Consider the following 18,336-nt stretch of genomic DNA (forward strand, 5'->3'; position numbering starts at 1 on the left):
TTCCTTTCATGCGCTCTCGACGGAATGAAGCCCGTCCCTTGCGGCCAGATCGGCCGGTACGGGAATCTCGATGTCCAGCAGCATCTGCGCAAAGCCCTTGCCCTGCGGGTCGATGCGAACAGAGGCGATGCCGCCGCCGCCCAGTGATTCATGCAGCAGGAAGTTCAGCGCATGGCTTCCCGGCAGGTCGAAACGTTCGACCGCACCGTGGCACAGATGGACGAAATAGTCCTTTACCCTTCCCTCGGTAAGCGAGGAGCGGATGTAGGGCAGATATTCCGGCTTGCGCGCCAGGATGCCGATATTGGCGATATCGCCCTTGTCACCCGACCGACCCCACGCCAGATCGACAAGCCGCACGTTGACGGCGTCAGGCCCGGCCTTGCGGCTTTCCACCTGCGGCCCCGACGACGGATCGAGTGTGACCGCATCTGTCGATACGGTGAGGGGCACCTGCGTTCCGTCCACCTCGACCTCAACGGGGGTGTCAGCCTTGTCCTGCAGGAAGGAGAACAGGCGAACCACCGGCTGCACCTTCGGGCGCCCGGCGAAAAATCCGGTCAGGCCCTGCGCGGTGGAAATGGCCATGGGCGCGATTTCCCCGGCAAAAATGTTGAGCGCGCTGCGATCCTCATGCACCGCGCCGATCTTGAGCACCACCTCGCGAGTCTTGGCGCGAGCGTTGGCGCCATAGGCGGCCTCTGCCCCCAGAACCTCAACGCTGACCTGTCGAAAATCGCCAAGGTTCCTGTCGCGGAAAATCCGGCGGCAGCGGGTCAGGATCGCCTCGGCCACACGCTCGGCCTTCGCCGGGGCGTCAATGGCGGCGAGAGTCAGGGTGGTGACCGCGCGCCAGCCGTCGGCATGGGTGGCCGAGACCTTGTAGCTGTCGGTACGCCCAAGTCCCCTGCCCCCCTTGACCAGCACCTGATCGGGACCGACCTGTTCGAGCGTGACGCCGGACCAGTCGCAGATCACATCCGGCAGCAGATAGGCCCGCGGGTCGCCGATCTCGTAGAGCATCTGTTCGCCGACCGATCCCGGCACAACCAGCCCGCCAGTGTCGGGCGTCTTCGTCATGACGAAGCTGCCATCCTCGGTCACTTCGACGATGGGCATGCCCATATTGTCCCACCCCGGCACGTCGCGCCAGTCGGTGAAGTTGCCCCCGGTGCCCTGCGGACCGCATTCGATCAGATGGCCTGCCAGCGATCCCTGGCTGAGCTTGTCCCAATCCTCATCGCTCCAGCCGAATTCGTGCATGAGCGGGCCCAGCGCCACGGCACTGTCAGCGCAGCGTCCGGTAATCACGATATCGGCCCCCGCATCCAGCGCGGTCGCGATGGGGCGGGCGCCCAGATAGGCATTCATGCTCCAGATATCGTCGGGGAAATCCACGCCGGAGAACATTTCCCGCTGACCGCGGGCGCGAATATCACCGGCCTGCCCTGACAGATCATCGCCCAGAACCACACCGATGGACAGTTCGATTCCAGCCTCGGCGGCGGCCTTGGCCAGCGCATCGCGACAGCCGCGCGGGTTCACACCGCCGGCATTGGCCACGACCTTGATGCCCTTGGCCTTGATTTGCGGAAGCAACGGCACGAGCGCCTTTACGAAATCCGGCGCAAAGCCCGCCTCAGGCGACTTGGCGCGGGCGCGCGCCATCAGGGACATCGTGACTTCCGCCAGATAATCGAACACCAGATAGTCGATCTGTCCGCCGGAAACCAACTGGCCGGCCGCTTCGGGCGTATCGCCCCAGAACCCGGAGGCGCATCCGATGCGCAATTTTCGATCTGACATATTCCCTCCTCACCGCAGTATCAGCGGCCCGTCCATTCAGGTTTGCGTTTCGCGATGAAAGCATCGAAGCCCTCGCGCGCATCTTCTGTCTGTGCCACGCGCGGCAACAGCGTTTCGGCAAAGCGCATCTGCTGCGGATAGGTCATGTCCTGCATCGCGTGACAGGCGTATTTGCCCAGCCGAATGGCAGTGGGCGACTGGGCGGCGATCTGGTCAACCAGCTCCGAAATCTTGTCATCCAGTCCGGCGCCATCCGTCACATAGTTGACCAGATCATAGCGCAGCGATTCCTCGGCGGTCAGGGGGACGCCGGTGATGAACATCTCCATCAATCTGCGCCGTGGCAACACGCGCATCATCGGCGGAACGATGGTCATGGGAAACAGGCCCACCTTTACCTCCGGCGTTCCGATTCTGGCGTGATCCGCCATCACCGCCAGATCGCAGGCACAGACGATTCCTGCGCCCGCGCCGACGGCGACACCATTGATGCGGGCTATTGTCGGCTTTCGGCAGGCCTGAATCGCGTCGAACAACTTGCCGGCAAAATGCTCGGGATCGGCCGGGTCCTGAACGAACGGGCCCCCTTCGGCCCCAGCCTTGAGATCGCCGCCCGCGCAAAAGGCAAGCTCCCCCTCTCCGGTCAATACGATCACCCGGCAATCGACGTCAGCCTCGGCTGCCTGAAGCGCGGCAATCATGCCCTCAGCCACATCGAGGTTCATGGCATTGCGCCGTTCGGGACGGCATATCGTGATGCGCGTTTCATGCCCTCGCGCCTGCGATTGTACGACGTTCTCAGCCATCTCCAGAACCTCCCCGCATTGGCAATTGCCTTGCTTGCAACGTCAGGTCGCGAAAAGCTTGCCTTGATCTATTTTCTAACATGTGTTTGATTTTGGTCAACACTACAGATGTCATTCTGTTCGGGGAGGAACGATAATGACCAGCCAGAACGAGCCTGACATGGCAGCCTTGGAAGCCATCAGGGCCAACTATTCATTGACCGATGAGCAGCGCCAGATCGTCGATCATGTGGACCGCGTTTCGCGCGAGGTGCTGCACCCGCTGCAGGCCCGTATGGACGCGGAGGAATGGTGGCCCGACGATCTGTTCAAACAGATGGGGGAGCTTGGCCTTCTGGGAATCACCGCGCCCGAGAAATTCGGCGGATCGGGCCAGAACGAATTTACGCAGGCGCTGGTGTCCGAAGTGATCTCGAAATGGAATCCGGCCGTGGGGCTGTCGCACGGGGCGCATGACAATCTTTGCCTTAATAACCTGCTGCGCAACGGGTCCGAGGAACAGATAAAGAAGTATGTGCCCGGCCTGTGTTCCGGTGATCTGGTCGGGGCGCTGGGGCTGACCGAGCCCGGTGCCGGGTCCGATGCGCTTGGCTCCATGGCGACCACGGCGCGTCGCGATGGCGACGACTACATCATCAATGGCTCGAAGATCTACATCACGAACGGGCCGATCGCGGACGTGATCCTGCTCTACGCCAAAACCGACAAGTCCAAAGGCGCCAAGGGCATTTCGGCCTTTATCATCGACACCGACAATCCCGGATTCAAGGTGGCGCAAAAGCTCGACAAGATGGGCTTTCGCGGTTCTCCGACCGGGGAACTGGTATTCGAGGATTGCCGGGTGCCGGCCTCCGCAATGCTGGGCGCTGAAAACAGCGGCGTCGCGGTGGTGATGAGCGGGCTGGATCTGGAACGGGCGATGGTCGCCTCGCTCTGCGTTGGCATGGCCGACCGCGCGCTGGAGCTGGGTCTGGAATACGCCAAGATCCGCGAACAATTCGGCAAGCCAATCGCAAGCTTCCAGATGGTGCAGTCGAAACTGGCCGAGATCTATACCGAGGTCGAAACAGCGCGCGCCTTCAGCTATCGCGCGTTGGCTGCCTGTGTCGGCCTGCCCAAGGGTGCCGGTGGGCGTGGTGAGATTCACAAGCTGACCGCCGCGGCCTGCCTTTATGCAGGTGAGGCATTCAACAAGGCCGTCACCGAGGCCTGCCACATCCATGGCGGCTCCGGCTACATGCAGGACACCGAAATCAACCGGCTGTTCCGCGCAAACAAGCTGTTGGAGATCGGTGCGGGCACCAGTGAAGTGCGCAAGATCATCATCGCCGAAGAACTGCTGCGCGCCTGAGGGGGGCAAGATCATGAACAAGCAACTGCGCAACGACATCGACCTTCCGACTCATTTCAAGACGGATGAACAGCAGGCGCTGGCCGATCAGGCCGGCAAGTTCTTCATGTCCGAGTTCCACCACCTGAACGCGGAAATGGACGACACCGACGACCTGCCGCCCTCAGTCTTTCCTAAGCTGGGGGAGATGGGGTATCTCGGCCTGAACGTGCCGCCGGAATTTGGCGGGGCCGGGCTCGATTTTACCTCCGCCTGCATCATCACCGAAGAACTGTCGCGCGCCTCTGCCGCGATTGGGCTGACGCATGTGGCGCATGACAACCTGTGCGTCAACAATATCTACCGCAACGCCAATGACGATCTGCGCCGCAAATATCTGCCGGGGCTGTGCAACGGCACGCTGGTCGGCGCACTGGGCCTGACCGAACCGGGTGCCGGGTCCGACGCGCTCGGCTCAATGCGCACCACGGCCAGGAAGGATGGCGACGACTACATCCTGAACGGGTCAAAGATCTATATCACCAACGGGCCGATTGCCGATCTGGTGCTGGTCTATGCCAAGACCTCTCCCGAAAAGGGCGCCCAGGGGATTTCAGCCTTCATAGTCGAGACGGACACACCCGGTTTCAAGGTGGCGCAGAAGCTCAACAAGATGGGTTTCCGCGGGTCGCCGACAGGGGAACTGGTTTTCGAGGATTGCCGCGTGCCCGCCAAGAACATGGTGGGCAAGCTGGACGGCGGTGTGGCAGTCACGATGTCGGGCCTGGACCTGGAGCGCGCTATCGTCTGCTTCAACGCCCTGGGCATTGCACAGCGGGCGCTGGATATCTCCATCGATTACGCCAAAACGCGCCAGCAGTTCGGCAAGCCGATCGCCAGCTTCCAGATGGTGCAGGCGATGCTGGCCGACATGTACACACAGCTTGAGGCGGCGCGCAGCCTGTCGCTGAAAACCGTCGCGATGTGCGAGGGCCTGAAGGAGGGCGAAGGCGGACGCGGCGAAATTCACAAGCTGACCGCCGCCGCGATCTTCAAGGCCGCCGAGGTCACGTCATTCGTGCTGGACAAGGCCGTCCAGATCCACGGCGGGTCGGGCTACATGCGCGACACGGAAGTGAACCGGCTTTACCGCACGGGCCGTGTTCTGGAGGTTGGCGCGGGCACTCAGGAAGTGCGCAAGCTGATCATTTCCGGCGAACTTCTTAAAAACTGAGAGTGAAAACATGAGCGAGAAAAAGACATCGCGTTATGCACCGGATCTGATGGCGGGCCAGGTGGCCCTTGTCACAGGATCGGGTTCGGGAATGGGCCGGGCAACGGCACTGGAAATGGCCTCCTGCGGGGCCAGACTGGCGCTGTTCGCGCGCCGCGAGGAGCCGCTGGAAGAGACTGCCGAAATGATCCGTGCAGCGGGTGGAGAGGCGTTCGTCGTACCTGGCGACACCCGCGACGAGGACAGCATCGAAACCGCGATGGGCCGCATCAAGGAACATTACGGACAGCTTGACGTGCTGGTGAACAATGCAGGCGGGCAGTACATCGCCGCTGCGCGGGACATCACCAACAAGGGCTTCGAAGCGGTGATCCGCAACAACCTGATCGGGTCATGGCAGATGACCCGCGCAGCCGCCGATCATTTCATGTATGAAAACGGCGGATCGGTCGTGTTCGTCACCGCGATTTCAGGGCGGACCGCACTTACCGGGTTTACCCATACCGTTGCCGCGCGCGCGGGTGTTACCGGCATGATGAAGACGCTTGCCGCCGAATGGGGCGAGTATGGCATTCGCCTCAATTGCGTCGCGCCGGGCACGATCAAGACCGAGGCGCTTGGCCGCTATCCCATCCCGCCCGAGCGGTGGAAACAGCTGAACCGCTCGGTCCTCAACCGGATGGGCATGGCCGAGGATATCGCCGGCACCATCATCTTCCTGGCGTCTGATCTGGGGAACTTCATCACCGGTGAGGACATCTATGTCGATGGCGGCGAAACCCTTCACATGGGTCATGACGCGCGCGATATGATCAACCCCGACATGTTCGACAAACGCGAGCGCGGAGACGGAAAAGATGAGTGAGCCCATTGTCCTTCTGGATATCGCTGACAGGATTGCCACCGTTACGCTGAACGATCCGGAGCGTCGCAATCCGATTACCGGAAACGAAATGATTTCGGCCCTTCTGGATACCTTCGCGAAGGTGCAGGCCGATCCGCAGGTCAGCGTGATGATCCTGACCGGTGCCGGCACGGCATTCTGCGCCGGCGGCGATATCAAGGAAATGAACGATCCCGACGGCATTTTCCGCAAGGAACCGCTGGCCGCCGCCGAAAGCTATGTCAACGGCGTGCAGCGTCTGCCACAGGCGCTCTACAACATGGACATCCCCACCATCGCGGCGGTCAACGGCCCTGCGGTCGGCGCGGGATGCGATCTGACGATGATGTGCGACATGCGCATTGCATCCGAGAAAGCGAAGTTCGGCGAGGTGTTCCTGAACCTGGGTATCATTCCGGGCGATGCGGGCAGTTGGTTCATGCTGCGCCGTCTGGGCCATCAACGGGCCGCCGACCTGACATTCTCGGGCCGTATGGTCGAGGCGAAGGAGGCGCTTGAGATCGGTATGGTGCTGGATGTCGTGCCTCATGAAAATCTCATGGAACGGGCACGCGAACGGGCGTCGGTCATTGCAGCCAAGCCGCCGCGTGCTGTACGGGTTGCCAAGCGCCTGATGCGCAACGCCGAACGGATGGATCTGCCTGATTTCCTGAATTCCGCAGCGGCCTATCAGGCGCTGATGCATCAGACCGAGGACCACCATGAGGCGGTCTCCGCGTTTATGGAAAAACGAAAACCCAGCTTTACCGGGCGCTAAAGGAAAGACCGCATGTCTGACATCAGCAAGACGAAAATGGAACAGATCGCGCAGATGTGGAATGCGCGTGGCAAGGGCCTGATCACCCACATGGCGCTCGATATCGAAGACGTCTCCTCCGAGGGGGTTCGGGTCCGCATGCCGTTCAATCCAGACTTCTGTGTCGACAGCGATCAAACCCTGCTGCATGGCGGCATCCTGACGGCCCTGCTGGACAGTGTCTTCGGGCTGGCGAACTTCGTGTCCATCGAGGGGGTCAGCACCATGGCGACTTTGGACCTCAGAGTTGACTATCTGCGCCCGGCGCGCTCCCGCTCGGATGTCATCGTTCGCGCGCATTGCTTTCGGAAAACCCGGCATATCGCCTTCAATTCCGGCAGCATCTGTTTCGATGGCCATGAAGACGCGGAAATCGCCCGTGGAACCGCCTCGTTTGCATTGACCCGCGGCGACGTCAGCCTGTTTGACGCGATGACAAAAGGAAAAAACCCGTGATTGATTTGCAAACCGTCAATGCCAATGTGTCCCGGGTGCCGTTCTTCAGGTTTCTGAACTTCGAAGTGCAGAGCCTGGACAACCTGCATGCCGAGGCGGAGATGACCTTTGAATCACGCCATATCGGAAATCCGGTCATGGAGCATTACCACGGCGGCATCATCGCCAGCTTCATGGAGGCGACGGCCGCCATCGCCGTCCACCCCGATTTCGCGGACGTTCCGGCCAAGCCGATCAATCTAACGGTGGATTACCTCAGACCGGGTCTGAAGGGGCCGCTATATGCCCGCGCCGATGTCACCCGCAAGGGCAAGCGCATCGCCAGCCTCAGCGTGATTACCTGGCAGATAGAGCGGGAAAAACCGATCGCAGAAGGGCTGTATCACTTCCTTCTCGTGTGATCCGGCTTCTGGTGTGATCCGGCTTCTGCCCTAATCCGCCGTGCCGTGCGGGCCGGCCTCTCGTCTGATCGGGCGGGGGCCGCGCCACGGGCAGCTCTCAGTGGATCTGCACCTGTTCGGTGGGGTCCGCTCTGTTGCAAATCCCTTCGAGCAGCAGCTTGATGAGCATTTCGGAGAATTCGGGAAGGGAAAGGTAGCCGTCCGCGCCCGTCCTGTTGGGATCGAACCACTCCACCGTCCAGTTCAGGGCGCCCAGCATCACCTGCCGCAGGGGAACGATCTTGATATCCGATCTGATCGCGTCGTCCTTTTGCGCGTCTCTGAGTATTCTGTCCCAGAGCCTCCCGTAATCATGCCGGATTTTGCCGTGTCTTTCCCTGAATTGGTTGGGCAGCATCCCATAACTTCTGATATTGGCGGACGTGAATTCGCTCGCCTTGAACAGGAAATCCAGATGCGTCCAGATGGCCGTCGCGATCCTGGCGTAATGGTCGTAAGGTTCGTGAAACTCTTCTACCGCGGCGCTGACACCGGATAGCAAATCGCTCAATCCCGCGTTCAGAACCTCGTCCACTATCTCTTCCTTGGATTTGAAATGATAGTAGACGCTGCCCGCCTGCATGTCCGCTTCTGCAGCGATCTGCCGTAACGTGGTCGCCTTGAAACCATTGTCCCGCAGTACGCGCGCGGCGGCCAGCAGGATATCGGAACGGGTTTTCGCCGCCTTGCCAGTCGCCTCAGGGGCCTTGTAGGCAATATGATTGATCATCTTGGACCCGCCGGTATCCGCGCGGTGACGCGATGACATTCCGTCAAGTATGAGATTGCTCATGCGTTCCGCCAGGACATGCACGGGGTGCCGGTCCACGTCATACCATTCGACGGTCCAGTTCATCGCGCTGAGCACAAACTGGCGAATGGCCGAGACGGAGATGTCCCTCCTCAGAAGGTCCGCTTCCTTGGCTTCTTCGAGAAATTCGCTCCAGACCCGTGCGTAGGAGGCACGCAGATCCCGGTGGGGCGCGCGGGCCTCATCCGACAACATCGGATAATTCCGGATATTGGCCGAGGTATAATCACTTGTCGTCAACAGATAGGTCAGATGCGTTTCGATAAGCTGCGCAAATGTCTCCCGAAACCGCTCCGGATGGCCCTTGTTAGCGCGAATTATACTGCTGACCTGTTCATAGAGCGCGCGAACACCGATATCGAGCACCTCGCTCAATATCTGGTCCTTCGAGTCGAAATGGTAGTAGATGCTGCCCGCTTCGATGCCGGTTTCCTGCGCGATGCTGCGCATCGTGGTCGCATAGTAACCTTCGTGACGGAAAAGGCAGGCAGCCGCTGCGAGAATATCTCCGCGTGTCCTCTCCGACTTGCTCAAATCATCGTCGGTTTGCTTGTCGTCATCAAACTGCCTCACCATTCATAGTCGATACTTGTCAGTGACAAGGCTGTCCATTGCAATAAATCTAACAAGTGTTAGAATACGCGAAAGGACGCTCGAATCAAGTTCTTTGTAATGACGCCAGCGAAAGAGGAGGACCTCCATATGCGAGGATTGAGTGGAAAACGTGTAATCGTGACCGGCGGTGGTAGCGGCATCGGGCGCGCTGTCTGCGAACGGTTCGGCGACGAAGGTGCCGAGGTTGCTGTTTTCGATATGAACGAGGATGGAGCACGCGAAACGGCACAACTGATCGTTGATGCCGGTGGAAAGGCGTCCGCCTTCAAGGCCGACATCACCGACCGCGCACAGGTCGACAAGGCAGTTGCGGAGTTCGAGGCTAGCGGCCCGATCGACGTGCTGGTGAACAATGCCGGCTGGGATCTGATCAAGCCGTTCCTGGATACCGATGAGGATCTCTGGAAAAAGATCATCGACATCAATCTTTACGGCCCCCTGAACATGCACCACGCGGTGCTACCGGGCATGGTCAAGAATGGTGGCGGCCGTGTGGTCAACATCGCCTCGGATGCGGGCCGTGTCGGCTCGTCGGGTGAGGCTGTGTATTCCGCTTGCAAGGGCGGCATCATCTCGTTCACGAAAACCGTTGCGCGTGAGCTCGCCCGCAAGGGTATCCAGCTGAACGCAGTCGCACCGGGACCGACCGATACGCCGCTGTTCGCCCAGGTTGCACAGGGCGAAGCCGGCCAGAAGATCGCGGAGGGCCTGAAGCGGGCCATTCCGATGAAGCGTCTGGCGCAGCCCACGGATTATCCCGGGGTCATCTGCTTCCTGTCGTCCGATGACGCCGGATTCATCACCGGCCAGGTGATTTCGGTTTCGGGCGGTCTGTCCATGCACGGATGATCGCTGGCGGCCATGCTTGTCACTGGGCATGGCCGCCGATCCGTGTACAAAGTTACCTCCCTAACTGGCCGCGCCACCGGTGCGGCCCTTTTTCGTTGAAGAAAGGTGACACATGTTCCAGCCAGATTCTGACATTCAGCGTTCAAGCACGCTCGCAGCTTTCCTGAAGGATTGCGGCGCGGACAGTTATGAAGACCTTGCCCAACGGGCGAATGCTGAACCGGATTGGTTCTGGGACCGCGTAATCAATTTTGCCGGCATAAGGTTCAGCCGCCCCTACACCCAGTTGAGGGATATGTCCGATGGGCCGGAGTCGATCCGGTGGGCCGTGGGCGGCACCTTGAACCTGACGGAAACCTGTCTGGACGCTCACATCGAAAACGGTCTGGGAGACAAGATCGCGATCGACTGGGTGGGTGAGGACGGAAGCCAGCGCAGCTGGACCTATTCCGATCTCGCCGCCGAAACCGCGCGCGTGGCCTCCGCGCTGGCGCAGCGTGGCGTGAAGCCCGGACAGGCTGTGGGCATCTACATGCCCATGATACCCGAAATCGAGGCCGCGCTGCTGGGGATCGCCCGGCTGGGCGCCGTGGCAGTGCCGCTGTTTTCCGGATTCGCGCCACCGGCCATCGTCTCCCGACTGAACGATTCAGGTGCCGTGGCGGTGCTCACGGCGGATGCCACGCCCCGGCGCGGCACGCCCGTCTGGATGGAGGCCAAACTGGCCGAGGCCCTTCAGGACGTGCCATCGGTCCATACCGTGATCAGCCTGCGACGCTTCGGCGGCGAAGTGGCCGATCCGGCCCGAGATCTGGACTGGCAGCAGAGCATCGGAAAGGCGGATCCGACCTATCCCGCCCATCCCGTGGACGCGGACGCCGCGCTGATGATCGCCTATACCTCGGGCACGACCGGGCGGCCCAAGGGTGTGGTGCACACCCATCTGGGCGTGCAGGCCAAGGCCGCCTCGGATTTCCTGCTTGGCCTCGACATGAAGCATGACGACCGACATCTGTGGATGACCGATATGGGCTGGGTCATGGGGCCGCTCACGCTTTTGTCGGTATTGCTGTCGGGGGCCACACTGGTTCTGGCGGAGGGTGCGCCGTCGATGCCCGGCGATCCCTTCCGGCTGCTGCGCATCGCCGCGGAGATGAAGGTGACACACATGGGCGTCGCGCCGACCCTGGTGCGGCAGTTCATGACGCAGGATCCGGCCCCTCTTTCAAGCTACGATCTTTCGCCTCTTCGCATCGTCGCCTCGACCGGGGAACCCTGGACCGACGACGCCTGGATGTGGCAACTCGACCATATCTGCCGCCGCCGCGCGGTGCCGCTCAACATCTCCGGCGGGACCGAGCTTTTCGGCGCGATCCTGACCTCGACCGTGCTGCACGAGGTTCGTCCCGGCGGATTTTCCGCACAGGCGCTGGGTGTCGGGGCCAAGGTCCTGCGTCAGGACGGCAGCGAGGCCGCGCCTGGCGAAGTGGGTGAACTGGTCGTCACCCAGCCGCCCCTGGGCCTGACCCCGGCCATCCGCGGCGACCGTGAACGCTACCTTGAAACCTACTGGTCCACCTATCCCGGCATCTGGCGGCATGGCGACTGGGTGCGCTGCGATCCTGACGGCACGTGGTATATCCTTGGCCGTTCGGACGATACGCTCAACATCGCCGGCAAACGCATCGGCCCGCCCGAGATCGAGGGCGCTCTGACCGAAACCGGGGAAGTCGTGGACGCCGCCGCCATTGCAGCACCCGATGATATCAAGGGCGTGGCCGTGGTCTGCGTATGCGTCGCGGCACCGGGTGTGGTGCCCGACGCGGATCTGGTCGAGCGGCTCAAGAACCGTGTGGGTGAAGTCGTCTCGAAACCCTTCCGCCCGCGTGAGATTCACTTTGTCGAGGCCCTGCCCAAGACCCGCAGCATGAAGACAATGCGCCGGATCGTGCGCGCGGCCTTCCTCGATGAAGACCCCGGCGACCTGGCATCGGTCAGCAATCCCGAAACCATCCAGCCCATCGCACTGCTGAGAAAGGAAACGTCATGATCACCGTCTTCGGAGCCACCGGAACCACCGGTGCACCTCTTGTCGATACTCTTCTGACCAAGGGCGCCAAGGTGCGCGCCGTGACCAGCGATCCAGCCAAGCTTGACGGGCTAAAAGCCAAGGGATGCGAGGCTGTCACCGCAAGTTTCGACGATCAGTCCGCACTGGAACAGGCATGTTCCGGGGCGGACAGGATTTATCTGGTGACACCCGCGCATCTGGACATGCGTCAGTGGAAGGCCAACGCGATCGCGGCGGCCAAGAAGACAGGCGTGCAGCATGTCGTTCTGGCCACCGGGCTTGGCGCCTCACCAAAGGCGGGGCTGACCTTCGGCAAGTGGCATTCCGAAAGTCAGGAATTGCTCAAGGAAAGCGGCCTCGACTGGACCTTCGTTCAGCCAACCTATTTCATGCAAAACCTGCTGTGGCAGGCTGACAGCATCGCCAAGGACGGGGTCTATTATGACGATATGGGCGGTCCCGTCTCATGGATCGACGCCCGCGACATTGCCGATGTCGCAGCGGAGGCCCTGACCGGTTCGGGCCACGCGGGCAAGGGATATGGCGTGACCGGCCCCGAGGCCCTGACCGGAGAAGAGATCGCCGCTGTCCTGTCCGAGGAAACCGGCCGTGCCGTCACCTGCGTGCACCTCTCGGCGGATGAGGCCAAGGCGGCCATGATCTCCGGCGGAATGCAGAGCGAGGTCGCCGCAGCGATGGTGGAACTGGCCTCCATCGCGCCCAAGGGCTACCTGGGGGGTATCGAGACCACGGTCAGTGACGTTCTGGGCCGCCCGGCGCGGCGGTTCCGTGATTTCGTAGTCGAGAATCGGGATGCTTTCGTCCAGTGAGCGAACGGTCGCGCCGCTTTATCTTGAGCTGGCACCGGCTGCGGATGCTGTGGCGCAGATCGACCATCTTTTCGTGTTCCGCGACACGGGTACGTTGAGCGGTGGCGGCAGCGGTCGTTTCGCCACCGATCTGTTCACCCTTTCGGTGGCACCGGGCGGGCGCACGGACGGTGGCGGCGATCCGCATATCTCGCTCACGCTGCCCCGCGCGGGCTTCGCTCACCGTCGCGCGCCGTTTTGCGGCATCGTCGCCGGTCTGCGGCTGTCGGCGCGACCGGAGAGTTTGCCCGAGCGCGCGGCGGTGGAGCAGTTGGCCGTGGCACTTCAGCGGGCACAACGGTTCGACGACGATTTGCCCGCTCTGGTGGCTGCGCTGGACAATCTGGGCCGGGAGTTGAGCTTCGCCGCTTCGCCACATGCCGTCAGCGACCGTACCGGGCGTCGCAGAGCGCTGGCCGACACCGGTGTGTCGAGACGACGGCTCGCCGCCATTCGGCGCTTTCGCCAGATGCTCAAGCGACTTGCGAGCCGGAATACCCCGTCATTGAGCGATCTTGCGCTGGACGCCGGGTATTACGATCAAGCGCATATGTCGGCGTTCTGCCGATCCTTCGCCGGCCGTTCGCCCGGGGCCCTCCGCTCACAGGCGGCAAGACGCCCTTTTGACCTTTCGTTACAAGATACGCATTTCAGGGATCGGGTAAGCTTGGTCATCATGAATGAAAAACAGGAGTAAAATCACACCATGGTGCAATTCGAGCCGAAGAACCCTGACTATGACGCGCGTGTGCGCAGCAGTTTCGATCGCCAGAACGTCATGCGCACGATGGGGATCAGCATTGCCGACCTGTCGCCCGGCCATATCGTTCTGGAGATGGCGCACAATGACGCGCTGACCCAGCAGCATGGTTTCCTGCATGCCGGGATCGTATCCACCGCGCTGGACAGTGCCTGCGGATATGCAGGCTTTTCCCTGATGCCCCCCGAAGCGGCGGTTCTGACGGCGGAATTCAAGATCAACCTGCTGAACCCCGCCGATGGGGAGCGGTTTCGTTTCGTCGCCGACGTGGTGAAACCCGGTAGAACACTGACCATCTGCGAGGCGCGTGCCTATGCGGTGAAGGGTCAGAAAGAAAAGGTGGTCGCCACGATGACCGCCACGCTGATGGCGCTGGTGGGCCGGGCAGGCGTTACCGACTGACAGGGTACGCGCGCCTGCCGATTTTACGCGGCGGGTCGGCGGTGCAGGCAGGCCATATGGCGAACTGCCTGCACCTTGCTCAGATCGACCGCCCCTATCAGAGACTTTGCGCCAGCCGGATCCCCTCATCAATCGCACGCAGCGCGTCGAGCTCGGCGGCCTCCTTCGCGCCGCCGATCATCGTGACGGCGACGTTGCGCGCGGTCAGCTCGTGCGCCAGGTCGCGTTCGGGTTCCTGACCGGTACAAAGCACGATCGTATCGGCGGCGATCACACTTGGCTTTCCATCCATGAAAATATGCAGTCCCGCGTCGTCGATACGTTCGTAGCCCACGCCGCCCATGACCTCGACACCGTGCTTTCGCAGGGCATTGCGCAGGATCCAACCTGTCGAGACGCCAAGCCCCGCACCCGGTTTCGAGGTTTTCCGCTGAAGCATGATCACCTTGCGCGGCGATGATTTCGGTGCCAGCGGATCGCCCGCCAGCGCGCCGGACATTGCGAATTCCGGGTCCACGCCCCAGGTCTGACAGAACGCATCGGCGTTCTGGGCCTCCGCCGGTTCGGTCACCAGGAACTCGGCCACGTCATGACCGATGCCCCCTGCCCCCATCACCACCACGGTGTCGCCCGCCACACGCTCACCCGAGAGGACCTCGGCATAGGTCGCGACACTGGGATGGTCGATGCCCGGCAGATCGGGAATGCGCGGCGTCACTCCGGTGGAGATCACCACATGGTCAAAGCCGTTCAGATCGTCCAGACCGGCCCGCTGCCCCAGATGCAGCTTGACGCCATGCTTTTCCAACTGCCCGGAATAATACCGGATGGTTTCGTCGAACTCGTCCTTGCCCGGCGCCGCGCGCGCCAGATTCAACTGGCCGCCCAGCTTTGCCTGTGCCTCGAACAAGGTGACGTCATGGCCCAGACGCGCCGCCTCGGCAGCCGTGGCCATGCCTGCTGCGCCGCCGCCGATTACGGCCACCTTCCGGGGTGAGTCCGTGGGCGTGTCGCGAAACTCGGTTTCGCGCCCGGCCCGTGGGTTGACCAGGCACCCGACAGGACGGTCGGAAAAGATGAAATCGAGGCAGGCCTGGTTGCAGGCAATACAGGTATTGATTTCGTCGGCATGGCCCTCGCGCGCCTTCTTCACGAAATGCGGATCCGCCAGAAAGGGCCGTGCCATCGAGATCATGTCCGCCTCGCCGGAAGACAGGATATCCTCCGCCAGTTGGGGCGTGTTGATCCGATTGGAGGCCACCACCGGGATCGAAACGGCGGCCTTCACATTCGCCGCGGCCTGACGCCAGGCGCCACGGGGCACCGTATAGGCGATGGTCGGCACGCGGGCCTCATGCCAGCCGATGCCGGTGTTGAGGATATCGGCGCCTGCGGCCTCGATCTTGCGCGCCAGATCGGTGATTTCAGCGGTGGGTGCGCCCCCCTCAACCAGATCGGCGGCGGAAATCCGATAGATGACAAGGAAATCAGGCCCGCAATGCTCACGCACGGCGCGCACGATCTCAACCGGGAAACGGTGGCGATTCTCGGCGCTGCCCCCCCATTCGTCCTCACGCTTGTTGGTGTGAACGACGGTGAATTCGTTGAGAAGATATCCCTCGGAGCCCATGATCTCCACGCCATCGAAGCCTGCAGCCTGCGCATTTTCGGCAGCCTTGGCGAAATCCTCGATGGTGCGGCGAATGTCCGCGTCGGTCATTTCGCGCGGAATGAAGCGATTGATCGGCGCGCGAATCGGGCTTGGCGCGACGCATCCCTCGATCTTTGCGTAGCGTCCGGCATGCAGAAGCTGCGCGCAAAGCAGGCTGCCCTCGGCCTGCACCGCCTCGCAGATCGGGCGCAGGCTTTCCGCCTCCGCCGCGTCGTCGATACGCGGGCCTTCGGGGTCGAATACGCCCTCCGCATTGGGTGAGAACCCGCCGGTGACCAGAATCGCCGCCTCCCCCCGCGCCCTTTCCGCGTAGAAGGCGATCTGTTTGGCGATGCCGTCGGGCTCGGTTTCCAACCGCGTGTGCATCGACCCCATGATGACTCGATTTCGTAGCGTGTGCTGCCCCGCGCGGATCGGCGAAAGCATGGTCGCGAAGTTGTCCTTCTGCGTGTTTTTCATTCTGGTCATCCTCCTCAAAACTTCCCTTGATCTGTATTCTAACATTTGTTAGATTTTAGGGAAGAAGATAATTTCGGTCATGGGGAGTAGCACCGATGCAATTCCAGGCAACAGAAGATCAAAAGGCGTTCCGCGAAACCGCGAAGCGATTCGCCACGGAAAAATTGGCGTCCAGCTATCTCAAACGCGCCAGCGGGCACGTCTTTGATCGCGCGCTGATCAAGGAAATGGGCGCACTGGGCCTGATCGGCGCCGATCTGCCCGAGGAATTCGGCGGTCTTGGCGAAAGCTCGGTCACGTCCGGGCTGATCGTCGAGGAGATCGCCTATGCCGATTTCAACGCAAGCTATGTGCAGCTTCTCGGCTCCCTCATGGGGGGTATGGTGGCCAAGCACGCGTCGAAGGACATCGCTTCGGAATGGGTGCCCAAGGTTGTTTCCGGCGACGCCGTTATCGGGCTGGGCCTGACCGAACCACGCGGCGGATCGGATGCTGCGAACCTGATCCTGAAGGCCGAGAAATCCGGCAACGGATGGCGGCTGAACGGTGAGAAGACCTCCATGAGCTTTGCCAGCCAGGCCGATGCGGCCGTGGTCTTCGCCCGCACCGGCGATCAGGACGGCGGCGCGCGCGGGGTCAGCGCCTTTTTCGTCGATCTGAATCAGGAGGGCGTCAAGCGCACCCATTTCGACGACATCGGCACCAAGCCGGTCGGGCGCGGATCCGTGTTTTTTGACGACGTTTTCGTGCCGGCCGAAAACATGATGGCCGAACAGGATCGCGCCTTTGGCACGATCATGGCGGGCTTTGACTATTCACGCGCGCTGATCGGGCTGGAATGCCTGGGCGCCGCGCAGGCATCGGTGGATGAGACTTGGGCCTATGTTCAGGAGCGTGAGGCATTCGGCGCGCCCATCGTCCAGTATCAGGGTGTAAGCTTCCCGCTGGCCGAGGCGGAAACCCAACTGACCATGATGCGTCAGCTTTGCTACTATACGTTGGATCTGCGCGACCAGGGCCTGCCCCACACCTCGCAAGCGGCGATGTGCAAATGGTATCTGCCCAAGACGGCTTGCGAGATTCTGCACCAGTGTCTGATCCTGCACGGGCACTACGGCTATACCACCGACCTGCCGCATCACCAGCGCTACAACGACGTTCTCGGCCTGCAGATCGGGGACGGCACCGCGCAAATCCAGAAACTGGTGATCGCGCGTGAAAAAGTAGGCCGGATGGCGCTGCAATACGACAAGCGGGCGAAGGGAGGTTCGAAATGAGCGACCCTGTCATCGCCAGCATCGAGGGTACCACCGGTATCATCGATCTGGCCCGCCCCGAGAAATTCAATTGCCTGTCACTGGACGTGCACCAGCGCATAACTGCCGCGCGGGCGGAATTCGAGGCGAACCCGGATATCCGGGCGATCCTTATCCGCGCGCAGGGCAAGCACTTTTGCACCGGTGCCGATCTGACTGAAGTGAAAGGTAAATTGAACGATCCCGTCGAGTTGGACCATTTCATCGCCTTTGGCATGAAAAACCTCCGTGCGCTCGAAGTCTCCCCTCTTCCTGTCGTAGTGGCCGTACAGGGGTTGTGTCTGGCCGGCGGGATCGAACTGATGCTGGCATGTGATGTATGTTTCGCGGCCGAAACCGCCCAGTTTGGCGATCAGCACGCGCAGTTCGGGCTGATCCCCGGCTGGGGCGGCTCGCAACGGCTGACGCGCCTGATGGGTCAGCGCCGGGCGCTCGATCTGATGTTCTCGGCCCGCTGGCTCAAGGCGGATGAGGCTAAGGAAAGCGGTCTGGTCAACTACATCGTACCGGACGCGGATCTGCATAAGGCCGCCCTGGAATATTGCCAGAAGATTGCCACACGGTCCCGCCCGGGTATCGCTGAAATGAAGCGGTTGGCGCGGGAGGGTGCCGATCTCGGCATCGACCAGCAGATGCGGCTTGAGCGCGACGCAGCCGTCCGCGCGCTGCCCAGTGACGACGTCGCCGAAGGGCTCGATGCCTTCGAGAACCGTCGCAAACCTGAATTCAAGGGCTGAGGA

Annotated in this window: 17 protein-coding genes; 13 read left to right on the plus strand and 4 right to left on the minus strand. The window is 61.7% G+C overall.

Features of this window, described 5'->3' with window-relative positions; genetic code table 11:
• Positions 1-6 precede the first annotated feature (6 nt).
• Positions 7-1,806 (minus strand): acyclic terpene utilization AtuA family protein, encoded by a 1,800-nt coding sequence (locus G8E03_RS02310; RefSeq protein ID WP_166188229.1) that lies wholly within the window; start codon positions 1,804-1,806, stop codon positions 7-9.
• A 20-nt stretch (positions 1,807-1,826) separates the two neighbouring features.
• Entirely contained in the window at positions 1,827-2,612 is a 786-nt protein-coding gene (locus G8E03_RS02315; RefSeq protein WP_166188231.1) for an enoyl-CoA hydratase-related protein, read from the minus strand.
• 136 nt (positions 2,613-2,748) lie between these two features.
• On the opposite strand from G8E03_RS02315, the gene G8E03_RS02320 reads away from it, so the two are divergent.
• From G8E03_RS02320 to G8E03_RS02345, 6 genes are read left to right on the plus strand one after another with little or no spacing between them, the layout of a single operon-like run.
• Positions 2,749-3,963, plus strand: a complete 1,215-nt coding sequence (locus tag G8E03_RS02320) for an acyl-CoA dehydrogenase family protein (protein ID WP_166188233.1) — start codon at positions 2,749-2,751, stop codon at positions 3,961-3,963.
• Between the two features lie 13 nt (positions 3,964-3,976).
• Positions 3,977-5,176 (plus strand): acyl-CoA dehydrogenase family protein, encoded by a 1,200-nt coding sequence (locus G8E03_RS02325; RefSeq protein ID WP_166188236.1) that lies wholly within the window; start codon positions 3,977-3,979, stop codon positions 5,174-5,176.
• A 10-nt stretch (positions 5,177-5,186) separates the two neighbouring features.
• Positions 5,187-6,041 carry an SDR family NAD(P)-dependent oxidoreductase gene (locus G8E03_RS02330; protein WP_166188238.1) on the plus strand — a complete coding sequence of 285 codons (855 nt, stop codon included), beginning with the start codon at positions 5,187-5,189 and terminating at the stop codon, positions 6,039-6,041.
• Positions 6,034-6,837 carry an enoyl-CoA hydratase-related protein gene (locus tag G8E03_RS02335; protein ID WP_166188240.1) on the plus strand — a complete coding sequence of 268 codons (804 nt, stop codon included), beginning with the start codon at positions 6,034-6,036 and terminating at the stop codon, positions 6,835-6,837. Before G8E03_RS02330 ends, G8E03_RS02335 begins: the two co-directional genes overlap by 8 nt.
• 12 nt (positions 6,838-6,849) lie before the next feature.
• Positions 6,850-7,332, plus strand: a complete 483-nt coding sequence (locus G8E03_RS02340; RefSeq protein WP_166188242.1) for a PaaI family thioesterase — start codon at positions 6,850-6,852, stop codon at positions 7,330-7,332.
• Positions 7,329-7,733, plus strand: coding sequence for a PaaI family thioesterase (locus G8E03_RS02345; RefSeq protein WP_240910391.1), 405 nt, complete (start codon positions 7,329-7,331; stop codon positions 7,731-7,733). The genes G8E03_RS02340 and G8E03_RS02345 overlap by 4 nt, the downstream gene beginning before the upstream one ends.
• A gap of 97 nt (positions 7,734-7,830) precedes the next feature.
• Here the strand turns inward: G8E03_RS02345 and G8E03_RS02350 are convergent, their stop codons facing one another.
• Complete coding sequence (locus G8E03_RS02350) at positions 7,831-9,159, minus strand: TetR/AcrR family transcriptional regulator (protein ID WP_166188245.1); 1,329 nt, start codon at positions 9,157-9,159, stop codon at positions 7,831-7,833.
• Between the two features lie 126 nt (positions 9,160-9,285).
• Here G8E03_RS02350 and G8E03_RS02355 point away from each other — a divergent pair, with 126 nt between their 5' ends.
• The 5 genes from G8E03_RS02355 (at position 9,286) to G8E03_RS02375 (ending at position 14,149) form a co-directional block, all read left to right on the plus strand.
• Positions 9,286-10,047, plus strand: a complete 762-nt coding sequence (locus G8E03_RS02355; protein WP_166188247.1) for a glucose 1-dehydrogenase — start codon at positions 9,286-9,288, stop codon at positions 10,045-10,047.
• A 112-nt stretch (positions 10,048-10,159) separates the two neighbouring features.
• Entirely contained in the window at positions 10,160-12,097 is a 1,938-nt protein-coding gene (locus G8E03_RS02360; RefSeq protein ID WP_166188249.1) for an AMP-binding protein, read from the plus strand.
• On the plus strand, positions 12,094-12,948 hold the full coding sequence (locus G8E03_RS02365; protein WP_166188251.1) for an NmrA family NAD(P)-binding protein: 855 nt from the start codon (positions 12,094-12,096) through the stop codon (positions 12,946-12,948). The genes G8E03_RS02360 and G8E03_RS02365 overlap by 4 nt, the downstream gene beginning before the upstream one ends.
• The gene (locus G8E03_RS02370) at positions 12,932-13,684 is read left to right on the plus strand and encodes an AraC family transcriptional regulator (protein ID WP_166188253.1); all 753 of its coding nucleotides are present in this window, start codon (positions 12,932-12,934) and stop codon (positions 13,682-13,684) included. The genes G8E03_RS02365 and G8E03_RS02370 overlap by 17 nt, the downstream gene beginning before the upstream one ends.
• Positions 13,685-13,693: 9 nt before the next feature.
• Complete coding sequence (locus G8E03_RS02375) at positions 13,694-14,149, plus strand: PaaI family thioesterase (RefSeq protein WP_166188256.1); 456 nt, start codon at positions 13,694-13,696, stop codon at positions 14,147-14,149.
• A 97-nt stretch (positions 14,150-14,246) separates the two neighbouring features.
• Here G8E03_RS02375 and G8E03_RS02380 read toward each other — a convergent pair whose 3' ends face one another.
• Positions 14,247-16,280 carry an NADPH-dependent 2,4-dienoyl-CoA reductase gene (locus G8E03_RS02380; RefSeq protein ID WP_166188258.1) on the minus strand — a complete coding sequence of 678 codons (2,034 nt, stop codon included), beginning with the start codon at positions 16,278-16,280 and terminating at the stop codon, positions 14,247-14,249.
• 95 nt (positions 16,281-16,375) lie between these two features.
• Between G8E03_RS02380 and G8E03_RS02385 the strand changes: the two genes are divergently transcribed.
• Both G8E03_RS02385 and G8E03_RS02390 read left to right on the plus strand, forming a co-directional pair.
• Complete coding sequence (locus tag G8E03_RS02385; RefSeq protein WP_166188260.1) at positions 16,376-17,557, plus strand: acyl-CoA dehydrogenase family protein; 1,182 nt, start codon at positions 16,376-16,378, stop codon at positions 17,555-17,557.
• Positions 17,554-18,333 carry an enoyl-CoA hydratase/isomerase family protein gene (locus tag G8E03_RS02390; protein WP_166188262.1) on the plus strand — a complete coding sequence of 260 codons (780 nt, stop codon included), beginning with the start codon at positions 17,554-17,556 and terminating at the stop codon, positions 18,331-18,333. The genes G8E03_RS02385 and G8E03_RS02390 overlap by 4 nt, the downstream gene beginning before the upstream one ends.
• Positions 18,334-18,336 lie beyond the last annotated feature (3 nt).

The organism is Pontivivens nitratireducens (genome assembly GCF_011290545.1).
In the GTDB taxonomy this organism is placed as follows: domain Bacteria; phylum Pseudomonadota; class Alphaproteobacteria; order Rhodobacterales; family Rhodobacteraceae; genus Pontivivens; species Pontivivens nitratireducens.

What these genes read in the sequence shown, in the direction of transcription:
- G8E03_RS02310 (WP_166188229.1), bottom strand. Translation starts at nt 1,806, where the DNA reads ATGTCAGATCGAAAATTGCGCATCGGATGCGCCTCCGGGTTCTGGGGC.
- G8E03_RS02315 (WP_166188231.1), bottom strand. Translation starts at nt 2,612, where the DNA reads ATGGCTGAGAACGTCGTACAATCGCAGGCGCGAGGGCATGAAACGCGC.
- G8E03_RS02320 (WP_166188233.1), top strand. Translation starts at nt 2,749, where the DNA reads ATGACCAGCCAGAACGAGCCTGACATGGCAGCCTTGGAAGCCATCAGG.
- G8E03_RS02325 (WP_166188236.1), top strand. Translation starts at nt 3,977, where the DNA reads ATGAACAAGCAACTGCGCAACGACATCGACCTTCCGACTCATTTCAAG.
- G8E03_RS02330 (WP_166188238.1), top strand. Translation starts at nt 5,187, where the DNA reads ATGAGCGAGAAAAAGACATCGCGTTATGCACCGGATCTGATGGCGGGC.
- G8E03_RS02335 (WP_166188240.1), top strand. Translation starts at nt 6,034, where the DNA reads ATGAGTGAGCCCATTGTCCTTCTGGATATCGCTGACAGGATTGCCACC.
- G8E03_RS02340 (WP_166188242.1), top strand. Translation starts at nt 6,850, where the DNA reads ATGTCTGACATCAGCAAGACGAAAATGGAACAGATCGCGCAGATGTGG.
- G8E03_RS02350 (WP_166188245.1), bottom strand. Translation starts at nt 9,159, where the DNA reads ATGGTGAGGCAGTTTGATGACGACAAGCAAACCGACGATGATTTGAGC.
- G8E03_RS02355 (WP_166188247.1), top strand. Translation starts at nt 9,286, where the DNA reads ATGCGAGGATTGAGTGGAAAACGTGTAATCGTGACCGGCGGTGGTAGC.
- G8E03_RS02360 (WP_166188249.1), top strand. Translation starts at nt 10,160, where the DNA reads ATGTTCCAGCCAGATTCTGACATTCAGCGTTCAAGCACGCTCGCAGCT.
- G8E03_RS02365 (WP_166188251.1), top strand. Translation starts at nt 12,094, where the DNA reads ATGATCACCGTCTTCGGAGCCACCGGAACCACCGGTGCACCTCTTGTC.
- G8E03_RS02370 (WP_166188253.1), top strand. Translation starts at nt 12,932, where the DNA reads ATGCTTTCGTCCAGTGAGCGAACGGTCGCGCCGCTTTATCTTGAGCTG.
- G8E03_RS02375 (WP_166188256.1), top strand. Translation starts at nt 13,694, where the DNA reads ATGGTGCAATTCGAGCCGAAGAACCCTGACTATGACGCGCGTGTGCGC.
- G8E03_RS02380 (WP_166188258.1), bottom strand. Translation starts at nt 16,280, where the DNA reads ATGAAAAACACGCAGAAGGACAACTTCGCGACCATGCTTTCGCCGATC.
- G8E03_RS02385 (WP_166188260.1), top strand. Translation starts at nt 16,376, where the DNA reads ATGCAATTCCAGGCAACAGAAGATCAAAAGGCGTTCCGCGAAACCGCG.
- G8E03_RS02390 (WP_166188262.1), top strand. Translation starts at nt 17,554, where the DNA reads ATGAGCGACCCTGTCATCGCCAGCATCGAGGGTACCACCGGTATCATC.